This is a genomic window from Variovorax sp. efr-133-TYG-130, from assembly GCF_030208835.1.
Taxonomy (GTDB): Bacteria; Pseudomonadota; Gammaproteobacteria; order Burkholderiales; family Burkholderiaceae_C; genus Variovorax.
This window is the reverse complement of record NZ_JARVTD010000044.1, coordinates 117,386-131,915: the sequence shown is the minus strand read 5'-3', so window position 1 is coordinate 131,915 and position 14,530 is coordinate 117,386. Positions and strand designations below refer to the sequence as shown.

Below are 14,530 nucleotides of genomic sequence, written 5' to 3'. Positions count from 1 at the left end.
GGGCGTGGGTTTAGTGGGTTTCAGGAGGACGGAATGGCCGACGCGAACGCGTCGATGATGTGGCGGATCGGCTCGCGCTTGAGCTTGAGCGCCGCCTGGTTCACCACCAGGCGCGCGCTGATGTCCATGATGCGTTCCACCTCGACGAGGTGGTTGGCCTTGAGTGTGTTGCCGGTGGAGACCAGGTCGACGATGGCGTCGGCCAGCCCGGTCAGCGGCGCCAGCTCCATGCTGCCGTAGAGCTTGATCAGGTCGACGTGCACGCCCTTGCTGGCGAAGAAGTCGCGCGCCAGGCCCACGTACTTGGTGGCCACGCGCAGGCGGGAGCCCTGCTTCACGGCGGAGGCGTAGTCGTAGTCGGCGCGCACGGCCACGCTCAGGCGGCAGGCGGCGATGCGCAGGTCCAGCGGCTGGTACATGCCCTGGTTGCCGTTCTCCAGCAGCACGTCGAGCCCGGTCACGCCGAGGTCGGCGCCGCCGTACTGCACGTAGGTGGGCACGTCGGAGGCGCGCACCAGCACCACGCGCACGTCGGGCCGGGTGGTTTCGAGAATCAGCTTGCGCGACTTCTCGGGGTCTTCGGTGACCTCGATGCCGGCCGCGGCCAGCAGGGGCATCGTCTCTTCGAAGATGCGGCCCTTGGAAAGCGCCAATGTGATCATGCGGCGGCTCCCGTCACGCGTTCGATGTCGGCGCCGAGGCCGCGCAGCTTGGATTCCATGCGGTCGTAGCCCCGGTCCAGGTGATAGATGCGGTCGACCAGCGTCTCGCCCTCGGCCACGAGGCCGGCAATGACGAGGCTGGCGGAAGCGCGCAGGTCGGTGGCCATCACGGTGGCGCCCGACAGCTGCGGCACGCCGGTGACCATCGCGACCTTGCCTTCGACGTGGATGTGGGCGCCCAGGCGCACCATCTCGTTCACGTGCATGAAGCGGTTCTCGAAGATGGTCTCGGTGACCATCGAGGCGCCGCGCGCGATCACGTTCAGGGCCATGAACTGGGCCTGCATGTCGGTGGGGAAGCCCGGGTATTCGGTGGTGCTGAAGCTCTGCGCCTTCAGGTGTTCGTAGGCAGGGCCCCTGGAGCCGATGCGCACGCCGTCTTTTTCGCAGGCCACGGTGCAGCCGGAGTCGCGCAGCTTGTCGATCACGGCGTCGAGGTGGTCGCCGCGCGCATGGCGCAGGAAAGCCTCGCCGCCGGTGGCCGCCACTGCGCACAGGAAGGTGCCGGCCTCGATGCGGTCGGCCACCACGGCATGCTCGCAGCCGTGCAGCTTCTCGACGCCCTGGATGCGGATGTGGCTGGTGCCGTGGCCTTCGATCTTCGCGCCCATGCGGATCAGCATTTCGGCCAGGTCGACGATCTCCGGCTCCTGGGCAGCGTTCTCGAGCAGCGTCTCGCCCTCGGCCAGCGCGGCCGCCATGAGGAAATTCTCGGTGCCGGTGACGGTGACCATGTCGGTCAGGATGCGCGCGCCCCTCAGGCGGGTGCGGCCCTCCGGCAGGCGGGCGACCATGTAGCCGTGCTCGACCACGATCTCGGCGCCCATGGCCTGCAGGCCCTTGATGTGCTGGTCGACCGGCCGCGACCCGATGGCGCAGCCGCCCGGCAGCGACACCCTGGCATGGCCGAAGCGCGCCAGCAGCGGGCCCAGGGCCAGCACGGAGGCGCGCATGGTCTTCACGAGCTCGTAGGGCGCCTCGGGGTTGGTCAGGTCGGCGGCGTTCAGGCGCACGGTGCCGTTGTCGTCGCGCTCGGCCGCGACGCCCATGTTGCGCACCAGCTTGAGCATGGTCGACACGTCCTGCAGGCGCGGCACGTTGTGCAGCACCACGGGCTGGTCGGTCAGCAGCGCCGCGCACAGCTCGGGCAGCGCGGCGTTCTTGGCGCCGGAAATGAGTACTTCGCCGCGGAGCTCTCGCCCGCCGCGAATCAGAAGTTTGTCCATCGAAATTCCAGCGAAATCAGGGGCCGCCAGGGCCGGAAAGTTATTTTTCCACTGCCGCCCATTCGGCCGGCGTGTAGGTCTTCATCGAAAGCGCGTGCACCTCGTCGGTGTGCATTTTCGCACCGAGGGTGGCGTAGACCCGCTGATGGCGCTGGATCGAGCGCTTGCCCTCGAATTCGGCCGAGACGATGGTGGCGTACCAATGTCGGCCGTCGCCCTCGAGCGTGATGTGCTCGCATGGGAGATGGGACTGGATCAGGGCCTGGAGTTGTTCGGCGGTCATGGGATTTTGGGGAAGAGGCGCTCAGCTACGGATCTTGTAGCCGATGCGTAGCAGGTGGACGGCAATGGCGCTCACCACCAGCCAGGCGGTGCCGACGATTCCCAGGCTCAGCCAGGGCGAGGCGTCGCTGACGCCGAAGAAGCCGTAGCGGAAGCCGTCGATCATGTAAAAGAACGGGTTCAGGTGGCTCACCTTCTGCCAGAAAGGCGGCAGCGAGCCGATCGAATAGAACACGCCCGACAGGAAGGTCATGGGCATGATCAGGAAATTCTGGAACACCGCCATCTGGTCGAACTTCTCGGCCCAGAGGCCGGCGATGAGGCCCAGCGTGCCCAGCATGGCCGCGCCCAGCAGCGCGAACACGATGATCCACAGCGGCGCCACGAAGTCGGGCACGGCGAAGAGCATGGTCACCAGGAACACGCCCAGCCCCACGGCCAGCCCGCGGATGATCGACGAACCCACGTAGGCGAAGAACCAGCCCCAGTGCGACAGCGGCGTGAGCAGCACGAACACCAGGTTGCCCATGATCTTGCTCTGGATGATCGACGAAGAGCTGTTGGCGAAGGCGTTCTGCAGCACGCTCATCATCACGAGGCCGGGCACCAGGAAGGCCGTGTAGCCGACCGTGCCGTAGACCGTCACGCGGCCCTCGAGCACATGGCCGAACACCATGAGGTACAGCAGCGCGGTGAGCACCGGCGCGCCGACCGTCTGGAAGCCGACCTTCCAGAAGCGCAGCGTTTCCTTGTAGAGCAGCGCGCGCCAACCCGTTACCGCCATCATCTCGCGACCTCCAGCGGGGTCTGCTCGCCCGCCATCAGGTCGATGAACACGTCTTCCAGGTCGGCCTTGCGCATTTCCACGTCTTCCACCGCGACGCCGGCTTCGCGGATCGCGGCCAGCAGTTGTTCGACTTCATGGGCGTTCTGCGCCGGCAGCTGCACGATGCGCCCGGTGATGCGCGCGTTCTTCGCGATCTCCCAGGGCAGCATGGCGTCGGTCTTGAACCGCAGCACGTTGCTCGCAGCCGATTTCAGCAGTTCGCTGGTGCGGGCCAGCGCGATCACGCGGCCCAGCTTGAGCATGGCGATGCGGCTGCACAGCGCCTCGGCCTCTTCCAGGTAATGGGTGGTGAGCAGCACGGTGCTGCCCTGCTTGTTGAGCCTGGCGACGAACTGCCAGAGCGTCTGGCGCAGCTCGACGTCGACACCGGCGGTGGGCTCGTCGAGCACGATCACCGGCGGCTTGTGCACCAGCGCCTGCGCCACCAGCACCCGGCGCTTCATGCCGCCGGAGAGCTGGCGCATGTTGGCCGTGGCCTTGTCGGCGAGGCCCAGGCTCTGCAGCAGCTCGTCGATCCAGGCCTCGTTGTTCTTGATGCCGAAATAGCCCGACTGGATGCGCAGCGACTCGCGCACGTTGAAGAAGGGGTCGAACACCAGCTCCTGCGGCACGATGCCCAGCTGGCGGCGGGCCTGCGCGAAGTCGCGCTGCACGTCGAAGCCGTGGACGCTGATGGCACCCGACGTGGGGCGCGAGAGCCCCGCGAGCATGCTGATCAGGGACGTCTTGCCGGCGCCGTTGGGACCGAGCAGGCCGAAGAATTCGCCCGGTTCGATCTGGAAGCTGACCTCGTCGACAGCCTTCAGCCCTTGCTTGCCTTGGGCTTTCTGCTGTTTGGAGGGGGGGTAGGTCTTGGAGACCGATTGGAATGAGATCGCGGGCATGGGAGCCCGCGATTTTACGGGGCTGTTACTTTTTCAGGGCGCGGCGGGCAAAAGGCCCGCAACGCCGTACAGGGTGGCAAGTTCGCGCAGCCGCGGGGAGAGGCCCTTGACCGAGAACCCCCGGCCCAGCGCGCTCGATTCGCGGCGGCACTCCAGCAGCACGGCCAGCGCCGACGAATCGAACTGGGCCAGCGCGCTCGCGTCCACCACGGTGGACGACGAATCGGTCTGGCCCTTCAGCCCCTGCTGCAGCATGCGCATGCAGGCGGGGGCCTCGTCATGGGTGAGCCGGGTGGGCAGGACCAGCATCGCTCGGCCCTCAGCCCTTGGCGTTGCCCTTGTTTCGCGCGGCCAGCGCGGCGATCAGGCCGTCGATGCCGCTCTTGTTGATTTCCTGCGCGAACTGGGTGCGGTAGGTATCGACCAGCCACACGCCCAGCACGTTCAGGTTGTAGACCTTCCAGCCGGCGCCCTGGCCGGGGGTCTTTTCAAGGCGGTAGTCCAGCTGGACCGGGTCGCCACGGCCCGTGACCTCGGTACGCACCAGCACGTCGGTGTCGCTTGGCGAGCCGCGGAACGGGCGGACGGTGACGGTCTGGTCGGTCACCTGGTCGAGCGCGCCGGCATAGGTGCGCACCAGCAGGGTCTTGAACTCGTCCTGCAGGCGCTTTTGCTGCTCCGGCGTGGCGGTGCGCCAGGCCGGGCCGACGGCGGAGGCCGTCATGCGCTGGAAGTTGACGTTCGGCATGATCTTGCTGTCGACCAGCACCATGATCTTGTTCACGTCACCCGACTTGATGCTGGTATCGGACTTGATGGTCTCGAGCACGTCGGTCGAGAGGCGCTTGACGAGCGCATCGGGCGCTTCGTCGGCTGCGCGCGCGGGCTGCACGAAGGCGACAGCGGCACCGAACAGCAGGGCGCCGGCCAGCACCAGGCGGCCGAGATCGCGTCGTTGCAAGGTCTTGTTGTTCATGGAGAGTCCCTCAATCAAGTTTGAAAATCTGCGAAGCACTTAAAAGCTGCGGTGTGCACAGACAAGAACGGGTTCGAGCGGCACGGCGCCTACCGGGTTCCTGTCCGGGAGGTGAAGCCTTGCAACCGGATGCAAGCAGCTCAGCCTCCCGTGCGCGCCGCACGCTTACTTTCCGGCGCCGTCGTCAGGCGGGTTGCCGTCGTAGATCTGGCTTTGGCGGCGCTGCAGGAAAGCGTCACGCGTGAACGAATACTTGTCGAGCGCCGCGTCGCCGAGCAGGCGGCCGGCCCGCAGGTACTGGGAACGGGTGTCGACCACGTCCAGCACCGTCAGCGAATTGCGCCAGGCAACGTCGTGAATGTGGTTCACCGGGTCGCCCCAGAAATCCAGCGGCTTGGCCGCAGCGTCGCGCACGGTGGACGGGCCCAGCAGCGGCAGCACGAGGTAGGGGCCGGGGGCCACGCCCCAGTAGCCGAGCGTCTGGCCGAAGTCTTTCTCGTGGCGGGGAATGCCCGCTTCGGTCGCGACATCCAGCAGGCCGCCAAGGCCGAAGAACGTATTGACGTTCAGGCGCATGAAGGTTTCCGCGCTGTCCTGCAGCTTGAGCTGGGCCACGTTGTTGGCCAGGCTCCAGACGTCGCCGATGTTGCCGAAGAAGTTGTTCACCCCGGTACGCACCATGGAGGGCAGCACCTTCTGGTAGGCCGTGGCTACCGGGACGAGCACCGCGTCGTCGACGGTGTCGTTGAAGCGGGTGACACCGCGGTTGAACGGCTCGAGCGGGTCGGCCGGGTTGGCATTGGGGCCGGTGGCGCATCCGGCCACGAGCGCGAAGACCGCTGCGGCACTTGCCCAGCGCAGGCCGCTACCCATGCGGTGCACGGGGCTTGACAGATTTGATCGTGTTTTCATTTTTTGTTGGCTGTTCCGGCCGACGAGGTATTACCTTCCGCCGCCTTGCTGTACAGGAACTGACTGATCAGGTTCTCCAGCACCACGGCCGACTGGGTCGCGGTGATGGTGTCGCCTGCCTGCAGGTTCTTGTCGTCGGCGCCCGCCTCGATCCCGATGTACTGCTCGCCGAGCAGGCCACTGGTCAGGATCTTCAGAGAGCTGTCCTTGGGAAAACTGTAACGGTTTTGCAAAGCCAGTGTTACGTTGGCCTGAAAGGTCTTGTCGTTGAAGGAGATCGACTCCACGCGGCCGACCACCACGCCGGCGCTCTTGACCGCTGTCTGGGGCTTGAGCCCGCCGATGTTGTCGAAGCGCGCCGTCACCGAGTAGGTCTTCTGGAAGTTCAGGCTCAGCAGGTTGGCCGACTGCAGAGCGAGGAACAGCAGCGCAGCCGCGCCGATCAGGACGAACAGGCCGACCCAGATGTCGTTGTTGGAACGTTGCATGGTTTGCACTCTCTAGAACGATTGGGGCCCGGCCCCTTTTAGATACTGAACATCATGGCGGTCAGGAGGAAGTCCAGCCCCAGTACCGCCAACGACGCCGAAACCACAGTTTTGGTGGTCGCCCGCGAAACGCCCTCGGGCGTGGGCTGGGCCTCGTAGCCCTGCAGCAGCGCGATGAAGGTGACGGTGAAGCCGAACACAATGCTCTTGATGACGCCGTTGCCGACGTCGCGCCACACATCGACGCCGCCCTGCATCTGGCCCCAGAACGCGCCCGGATCGACACCCAGCATCAGCACGCCCACCACGTAGCCGCCCATGATGCCGACCGCGCTGAACACCGCCGCCAGCAAGGGCATGGTGATGACGCCGGCCCAGAAACGCGGCGCAAGGATGCGCTGCACCGGATCGACCGCCATCATTTCCATGGCGCTCAGCTGCTCGTCGGCCTTCATGAGGCCGATTTCCGCGGTGAGGGAAGTACCGGCGCGCCCGGTGAACAGCAGCGCCGCCACCACGGGGCCCAGTTCGCGCACCAGGCTCAGCGTGACCAGCAGGCCCAGCGCCTCGGAGGACCCGTACCGCTGCAGCGCGTAATACATCTGCAGCCCCAGCACGAATCCCACGAAGAGCCCCGACACGCCGATGATGGCGAGCGAGTAGTTGCCCAGGAAATGGATCTGGTCGCGCACCAGGCCGAAGCGCCGCATGATCCGCGCGCCGGGGCCGACCAGGCGCATGAAGAGCTTCGCGCCGTGGCCCAGGTTGGCCAGATGGCTGCGCACCGCAAAGCCGACATCGGCAGGCTTCCACCAACTCATGAGCGGCCCCCTTCGACATTGCCGAAATCGGCTTCGATGCTGACGCCGGGGTAGTGGAATCGCACCGGCCCGTCGGGCAGCGCATTCACGAACTGGTGCACCAGCGGATCGGCGCTGTTGCGCACGTCGTCGGGCGCGCCCTGCGCCGCGATGCCGCCGTTGGCCAGGATGATCACGTGATCGGCGATGCGGAAGGTCTCCTCCAGGTCGTGCGACACGATGATGCTGGTGAGCCCGAGCGTGTCGTTGAGCTGCCGGATCAGCCGCGCGGCGGTGCCCAGCGAGATCGGGTCGAGCCCGGCGAAGGGCTCGTCGTACATCACGAGGTCGGGGTCCAGCGCGATCGCGCGTGCCAGCGCCACACGGCGCGCCATGCCGCCCGAGACCTCGCTGGGCATCAGGTCGCGCGCGCCGCGCAGGCCGACCGCGTCGAGCTTCATGAGCACGATGTCGCGCACCAGCGCTTCGGAGAGTTGTGTGTGCTCACGCAGCGGGAAAGCCACGTTGTCGAACACGCTCATGTCGGTGAACAGCGCACCGAACTGGAAGAGCATGCCCATGCGCCGACGCGCCGCATAGAGCGCCTTCGCGTCGAACCTGACTAAGTCCTGACCATCGAAAAGGACCGCGCCGCGCTGTGCGCGCTGCTGCCCGCCGATCAACCGCAGTACCGTGGTCTTGCCGCCACCCGAAGCGCCCATGAGCGCCGTCACCTTGCCGCGCGGCACACTGAAGGACACGCCGTCGAGGATGGCGCGCGCACCGTAGCCGAACGTGACGTCGCGAAACTCTACGAAAGGATGTGGCTGTGTAGCAGGGTCCATCTCAATAAAAAAGCCGGGCGCCCTTCCAAGCATCCCGGCATGCGGTTTTGCAGCGGATGATAACGGGGCCGCGACGGCGACCACGAAACTGAAACAAAATTCAGCGCGGCAAGTCGCTGAATCCCATCAGAAACTCATCCACCGACCGCGCGGCTTGACGGCCTTCGCGAATCGCCCACACCACCAGCGACTGGCCGCGGCGGATGTCGCCGGCGGCAAAAACCTTCGGTACGTTGGTGGCATAGCCGCCGATGAAGTCGACCGTCGCCTTGGCGTTGCCGCGTGCATCCTTCTCCACGCCGAAGGCGTCGAGCACGGTGGCCACGGGGCTGATGAAACCCATGGCCAGCAGCACGAGGTCGGCCTTGAGCACCTGCTCGCTGCCGGCGACTTCCTGCATCTTGCCGTCCTTCCATTCGACGCGAACGGTCTTCAGGCCGGTGACCTTGCCCTTCTCGCCGATGAATTCCTTGGTCGAAATCGCGAACTCGCGCTCGCAGCCCTCTTCATGGCTGGAGCTGGTGCGCAGCTTGATCGGCCAGTAGGGCCAGGTCAGCGGGCGGTTTTCTTCTTCGGGCGGCTGGGGCATCAGCTCGAACTGCGTGACGCTCACGGCGCCGTGGCGGTTGCTGGTGCCCACGCAGTCGGAGCCGGTGTCGCCGCCGCCGATGACGATGACGTGCTTGCCGTCGGCGCGCAACTGGCCCTTGACCTTGTCGCCCGCGTTGACGCGGTTCTGCTGCGGCAGGAACTCCATCGCGAAATGGATGCCGTCGAGGTCGCGGCCGGGCACCGGCAGGTCGCGCGACTGCTCGGCGCCGCCGGTGAGCAGCACGGCGTCGAACTCTTTCTGCAACTGCTCGGGCGTGACGGTTTCCTTGGCCAGGTTCGTGACCTTGGAGCCCTTGCCCAGCGGGTCTTTCGCGGCGCCGACCATCACGCCGGTGCGGAACACCACGCCTTCGGCCTTCATCTGCTCTACGCGGCGGTCGATGTGCGACTTCTCCATCTTGAAGTCGGGAATGCCGTAGCGCAGCAGGCCGCCGATGCGGTCGTTCTTCTCGAACAGCGTTACGTCGTGGCCGGCACGCGCCAGTTGCTGCGCAGCCGCCATGCCGGCCGGGCCCGCGCCCACCACCGCCACCTTCTTGCCGGTCTTGTGCTTGGCGACGCGCGGCGCCACCCAGCCTTCGTCCCAGGCGCGGTCGATGATCGCGTGCTCCAGCGACTTGATGCCGACCGCGTCGTCGTTCACGTTGAGCACGCAGGCCGCCTCGCAGGGCGCGGGGCAGATGCGGCCGGTGAACTCGGGGAAGTTGTTGGTCGAGTCGAGCACCGCGAAGGCGTTCTGCCAGTCGTTGCGGTACACCAGGTCGTTGAAGTCCGGAATGATGTTGTTGACCGGGCAGCCGCTGTTGCAGAACGGCGTGCCGCAGTCCATGCAGCGCGCACCCTGCACCTTGGCCTGCTCGGCGTTCAGGCCGACGACGAATTCCTTGTAGTGCTTGACGCGCTCGTCAACGGGCTTGTAGCCCTCTTCGATGCGCTCATGCTCCATGAAGCCGGTGATCTTTCCCATCGTGCTTTCCTTTGTTCTCTGTACTCGTGGGCGCTCAGACCGAAGCCGGGGCCGTTTGCGGTGCGGGGGCCGTCAGCGCATGCGGCTCGAGGCCGATGTGCGCGTTGTTGCCGGTGCTGGTGAGCTCGACCTTGCGGTCGTGCAGCTCGGCCAGCGCGCGCTTGTATTCGTTCGGGAACACCTTCACGAACTTGGTGCGCGACACGGCCCAGTTGTCGAGCAGCTCGCGCGCGCGCTTGCTGCCGGTCCAGCGATGGTGCTCTTCGAGCAGCTTCTTGAGCTGGGCTTCGTCGGTCTCGCCGCCGTGCCAGATCTTGCGGTGCACGCTCGCGGTCTGCTCGGCCGAGGTCAGCACCTTGTCGAGCGACACCATCGAGAGGTTGCAGCGCGAGGCGAACTGGCCGTCCTCGTCGTACACGAAGGCGACGCCGCCGCTCATGCCGGCCGCGAAGTTGCGGCCCGTCTTGCCGAGCACGGCCACCGTGCCGCCGGTCATGTATTCGCAGCCGTGGTCGCCGGTGCCTTCGATGACCGCCGTGGCGCCCGACAGGCGCACCGCGAAGCGCTCGCCGGCCACGCCGCACAGGTAGGCCTCGCCGGTGGTCGCGCCGTACAGCGCGGTGTTGCCGACGATGGTGTTGCGCACCGCTTCGCCGCGGAAGTCGAGGCTGGGGCGAACCACCACGCGGCCGCCCGAGAGGCCCTTGCCGGTGTAGTCGTTGGCGTCGCCGATCAGGTACAGCGTGATGCCGCGCGCCAGGAAGGCGCCGAACGACTGGCCGCCCGTGCCTTCGAGCTGGATGCGGATCGAGTCGTCGGGCAGGCCCTGCGGATGCACCTTGGTCAGCGCGCCCGAGAGCATGGCGCCCACCGAGCGGTTGACGTTGCGCGCCACCTCGATGAACTGCACCTTCTCGCCCTTTTCGATGGCGGGGCGCGACTTCTCGATGAGCTTCACGTCGAGCGCCTTGTCCAGGCCGTGGTCCTGGTTCTCGACATGGAAGCGCGGCACGTCGGCCGGCACGCTCGGCAGCGCGAACAGGCGGCTGAAGTCGAGGCCCGAGGCCTTCCAGTGCTCGATGCCCTTGCGCATGTCGAGCAGGTCGGCACGGCCGATCAGGTCGTCGAACTTGCGGATGCCCAGCTGGGCCATGATCTGGCGCACTTCTTCGGCAACGAAGAAGAAGTAGTTGACGACGTGCTCGGGCTTGCCGGAGAACTTCTTGCGCAGCACCGGGTCTTGCGTGGCCACGCCCACCGGGCAGGTGTTCAGGTGGCACTTGCGCATCATGATGCAGCCCTCGACCACCAGCGGCGCCGTGGCAAAGCCGAACTCGTCGGCGCCCAGCAGCGCGCCGATGGCGACGTCGCGGCCGGTCTTCATCTGGCCGTCGGCCTGCACGCGGATGCGGCTGCGCAGGCGGTTGAGCACCAGCGTCTGCTGCGTCTCGGCCAGGCCGATTTCCCACGGGCTGCCCGCATGCTTGATGGACGACCAGGGCGATGCGCCCGTGCCGCCGTCATGGCCGGCGATCACGACGTGGTCGCTCTTGCACTTGGCGACGCCCGCGGCGATGGTGCCCACGCCGATCTCGCTCACCAGCTTCACGCTGATGCTGGCGTGCGGCGCGGTGTTCTTCAGGTCGTGAATCAGCTGCGCCAGGTCTTCGATCGAGTAGATGTCGTGGTGCGGCGGCGGCGAGATCAGGCCCACGCCCGGCACCGCATAACGCTGCTTGCCGATGTACTCGGTGACCTTGCCGCCCGGCAGCTGGCCGCCCTCGCCCGGCTTGGCGCCCTGTGCCATCTTGATCTGGATCTGGTCGGCCGAATGCAGGTACTCGGCCGTGACGCCGAAGCGGCCCGACGCGACCTGCTTGATGCGCGAGCGCAGCGAGTCGCCGTCGCGCAGCGGCATGTCGACCTCGACGTTGGCCGCGCCGATCACGCTCTTGAGCGTGTCGCCCTGCTTGATCGGGATGCCCTTGAGTTCGTTGCGGTAGCGCGCGGGGTCTTCACCGCCTTCGCCGGTGTTGCTCTTGCCGCCGATGCGGTTCATGGCCACGGCCAGCACCGAGTGCGCCTCGGTGCTGATCGAGCCGAGCGACATCGCGCCGGTGGCGAAGCGCTTCACGATTTCGGAAGCAGCCTCGACCTCGTCGACCGGAATGGCCTTGGCGGGGTCGATCTTGAACTCGAACAGGCCGCGCAGCGTGAGGTGGCGGCGGTTCTGGTCGTTGATGAGCTGGGCGTATTCCTTGTACGTGTTCCAGTTGTTGGCGCGCGTGCTGTGCTGCAGCTTGGCGATGGCGTCGGGCGTCCACATGTGCTCCTCGCCGCGCGTGCGCCAGGCGTATTCGCCTCCGGCGTCGAGCATGTTGGCGAGCACCGGGTCGTCGCCGAAGGCGGCCTTGTGCATGCGGATGGCTTCCTCGGCGATCTCGAAGACGCCGATGCCTTCCACGCGGCTGGCGGTGCCGGTGAAGTACTTGTTCACCGTCTCGCTGTTCAGGCCGATGGCTTCGAACAGCTGGGCGCCGCAGTAGCTCATGTAGGTGCTGACACCCATCTTCGACATGATCTTCGACAGGCCCTTGCCGATGGCCTTGACGTAGTTGTAGACCGCCTTGTCGGCGCTCAGCTCGCCCGGCAGGTCGGCATGCATGGCCACCAGCGTTTCCATGGCGAGGTAGGGGTGCACGGCTTCCGCGCCGTAGCCGGCCAGCACGCCGAAGTGATGCACTTCGCGCGCCGAGCCAGTCTCGACCACCAGGCCGGCCGTGGTGCGCAGGCCTTCGCGAACCAGGTACTGGTGCACGGCCGACAGCGCCAGCACGGCGGGAATGGCCACCTGCGTCGGGCTCACGCCGCGGTCGCTGATGATCAGGATGTTGTGGCCGCCCTTGATGGCGTCCACCGCCTCGGCGCACAGCGAGGCCAGCTTGGCTTCGACACCTTCGTCGCCCCACGCGAGCGGGTAGGTGATGTCGAGCACGTAGCTCTTGAACTTGCCCTGCGTGTACTTGCCGATGTCGCGCAGCTTCGCCATGTCGGCGAAGTCGAGGATCGGCTGGCTCACTTCGAGCCGCATCGGCGGGTTGACCTGGTTGATGTCCAGCAGGTTGGGCTTGGGGCCGATGAAGGACACCAGCGACATCACGATGGCTTCGCGGATCGGGTCGATCGGCGGGTTCGTCACCTGCGCGAACAGCTGCTTGAAGTAGTTGTACAGCGGCTTGTTCTTGCTGGAGAGCACGGCCAGCGGGCTGTCGTTGCCCATGGAGCCGATACCCTCTTCGCCGGCCTGCGCCATCGGGCTCATCAGGAACTTGATGTCTTCCTGGGTGTAGCCGAAGGCTTGCTGGCGGTCGAGCAGCGCGACTTGCGAGAGCGGCGCGGAGACCGGCTCGGCCTTGACGCTGTCGAGCTTGATGCGCAGGTTCTCGATCCACTGCTTGTAGGGCTTGCTGTTGGCGAGGTTGGCCTTGACCTCCTCGTCGTCGATCATGCGGCCCTGTTCCAGGTCGATCAGGAACATCTTGCCGGGCTGCAGGCGCCACTTGCGCACGATCTTCTGCTCGGGCACGGGCAGCACGCCCGATTCGGAGGCCATGATGACCAGGTCGTCGTCGGTCACGCAGTAGCGCGAGGGACGCAGGCCGTTGCGGTCGAGCGTGGCGCCGATCTGGCGGCCGTCGGTGAACACGATGGAGGCCGGGCCGTCCCACGGCTCGAGCATGGCGGCGTGGTACTCATAGAACGCGCGGCGGCGCGGGTCCATGGTGGCGTGCTGTTCCCAGGGCTCGGGAATCATCATCATCACGGCCTGGCTGATGGGGTAGCCGGCCATCGTCAGCAGCTCGAGGCAGTTGTCGAAGGTGGCGGTGTCGGACTGGCCGGCGAAGCTGATCGGGTAGAGCTTCTGCAGGTCGGCGCCCAGCACGGGCGAGGACATCACGCCTTCGCGGGCCTTCATCCAGTTGTAGTTGCCCTTGACCGTGTTGATTTCGCCGTTGTGGGCGACGTAGCGGTACGGGTGGGCCAGCGGCCACTCGGGGAAGGTGTTGGTCGAGAAGCGCTGGTGCACCAGGCCCAGGGCCGAGACGCAGCGCTTGTCCTGCAGGTCGAGGTAGTAGGTGCCGACCTGGTCGGCCAGCAGCAGGCCCTTGTAGACCACGGTGCGGCTCGACATGCTGGGAACGTAGTATTCCTTGCTGTGCTTGAGCTTCAGGCGCTGGATGTTGGCGCTGGCGGTCTTGCGGATCACGTAGAGCTTGCGTTCCAGCGCGTCCTGCACGATCACGTCGTTGCCGCGGCCGATGAACACCTGGCGCAGCAGCGGTTCTTTTTCGCGCACGGTGGGCGACATGGGCATGTCGCGGTTGACCGGCACGTCGCGCCAGCCGAGCAGCACCTGGCCTTCGGCCTTGATGGCGCGTTCCATTTCCTGTTCGCAGGCTTCGCGGGAGGCGTGTTCCTTCGGCAGGAAGATCATGCCGACGCCGTACTCGCCCGGCGGGGGCAGCGTGACACCCTGCTTCGCCATTTCTTCGCGGTACAGGTGGTCGGGCAGCTGGATCAGGATGCCGGCGCCGTCGCCCATCAGCTTGTCGGCACCCACGGCGCCGCGATGGTCGAGGTTTTCGAGGATCTTCAAGCCCTGCAGCACGATGGCATGGCTTTTCTCGCCCTTGATGTGTGCGACGAAGCCGACGCCGCAGGCATCGTGCTCGTCGGCACCGGAATACAGACCGTGTTCTTGGAGATGTTGAATCTCGGCAGCCGTCGTCATGGGCGCGCTCCTTCAGTTTTCGCAGGGAAAGGGAGCATATTGCGATGCACAAAGAATGCCAAACACTTTAATGGGGGTCAGATTCGAATTAAATCTTGAGTTTTCTTGTCAGAATTTAATTGGGGACATATTACAAAAAGTAGCAAAAGGCTGAGACAGGTCAATGGCTTGGCGCCG

Annotated in this window: 13 protein-coding genes; all 13 read right to left on the bottom strand. The window is 66.0% G+C overall.

What is annotated here, in order from left to right; translation table 11 throughout:
- Window positions 1-20: 20 nt before the first annotated feature.
- On the bottom strand, window positions 21-662 hold the full coding sequence (gene hisG / locus QRN67_RS31560; protein WP_081266450.1) for an ATP phosphoribosyltransferase: 642 nt from the start codon (window positions 660-662) through the stop codon (window positions 21-23).
- Window positions 659-1,948, bottom strand: coding sequence for a UDP-N-acetylglucosamine 1-carboxyvinyltransferase (murA, locus tag QRN67_RS31555; RefSeq protein WP_285414977.1), 1,290 nt, complete (start codon window positions 1,946-1,948; stop codon window positions 659-661). The genes hisG and murA overlap by 4 nt, the downstream gene beginning before the upstream one ends.
- Before the next feature lie 40 nt (window positions 1,949-1,988).
- Entirely contained in the window at window positions 1,989-2,231 is a 243-nt protein-coding gene (locus tag QRN67_RS31550; RefSeq protein WP_093048598.1) for a BolA family protein, read from the bottom strand.
- 21 nt (window positions 2,232-2,252) lie between these two features.
- Entirely contained in the window at window positions 2,253-3,017 is a 765-nt protein-coding gene (locus QRN67_RS31545) for an ABC transporter permease (protein ID WP_081266453.1), read from the bottom strand.
- A complete protein-coding gene (locus tag QRN67_RS31540; protein ID WP_081266454.1) occupies window positions 3,014-3,961 on the bottom strand; it encodes an ABC transporter ATP-binding protein in 948 nt (315 codons plus the stop codon). Before QRN67_RS31540 ends, QRN67_RS31545 begins: the two co-directional genes overlap by 4 nt.
- 33 nt (window positions 3,962-3,994) lie before the next feature.
- Window positions 3,995-4,270, bottom strand: coding sequence for an STAS domain-containing protein (locus QRN67_RS31535; protein ID WP_081266455.1), 276 nt, complete (start codon window positions 4,268-4,270; stop codon window positions 3,995-3,997).
- 10 nt (window positions 4,271-4,280) lie between these two features.
- On the bottom strand, window positions 4,281-4,937 hold the full coding sequence (locus tag QRN67_RS31530; RefSeq protein ID WP_081266456.1) for an MlaC/ttg2D family ABC transporter substrate-binding protein: 657 nt from the start codon (window positions 4,935-4,937) through the stop codon (window positions 4,281-4,283).
- Window positions 4,938-5,102: 165 nt separating this feature from the next.
- The gene (locus QRN67_RS31525; RefSeq protein WP_081266457.1) at window positions 5,103-5,849 is read right to left on the bottom strand and encodes an MlaA family lipoprotein; all 747 of its coding nucleotides are present in this window, start codon (window positions 5,847-5,849) and stop codon (window positions 5,103-5,105) included.
- Window positions 5,846-6,337, bottom strand: a complete 492-nt coding sequence (gene mlaD, locus QRN67_RS31520) for an outer membrane lipid asymmetry maintenance protein MlaD (protein ID WP_081266458.1) — start codon at window positions 6,335-6,337, stop codon at window positions 5,846-5,848. Before mlaD ends, QRN67_RS31525 begins: the two co-directional genes overlap by 4 nt.
- A 38-nt stretch (window positions 6,338-6,375) precedes the next feature.
- Entirely contained in the window at window positions 6,376-7,158 is a 783-nt protein-coding gene (gene mlaE / locus QRN67_RS31515) for a lipid asymmetry maintenance ABC transporter permease subunit MlaE (protein ID WP_285414976.1), read from the bottom strand.
- On the bottom strand, window positions 7,155-8,015 hold the full coding sequence (locus tag QRN67_RS31510) for an ABC transporter ATP-binding protein (RefSeq protein ID WP_285414975.1): 861 nt from the start codon (window positions 8,013-8,015) through the stop codon (window positions 7,155-7,157). Before QRN67_RS31510 ends, mlaE begins: the two co-directional genes overlap by 4 nt.
- 67 nt (window positions 8,016-8,082) lie before the next feature.
- Window positions 8,083-9,561, bottom strand: coding sequence for a glutamate synthase subunit beta (locus QRN67_RS31505; RefSeq protein WP_081266461.1), 1,479 nt, complete (start codon window positions 9,559-9,561; stop codon window positions 8,083-8,085).
- A gap of 34 nt (window positions 9,562-9,595) precedes the next feature.
- Window positions 9,596-14,353 carry a glutamate synthase-related protein gene (locus QRN67_RS31500; protein ID WP_081266462.1) on the bottom strand — a complete coding sequence of 1,586 codons (4,758 nt, stop codon included), beginning with the start codon at window positions 14,351-14,353 and terminating at the stop codon, window positions 9,596-9,598.
- Between the last annotated feature and the right edge of the window lie 177 nt (window positions 14,354-14,530).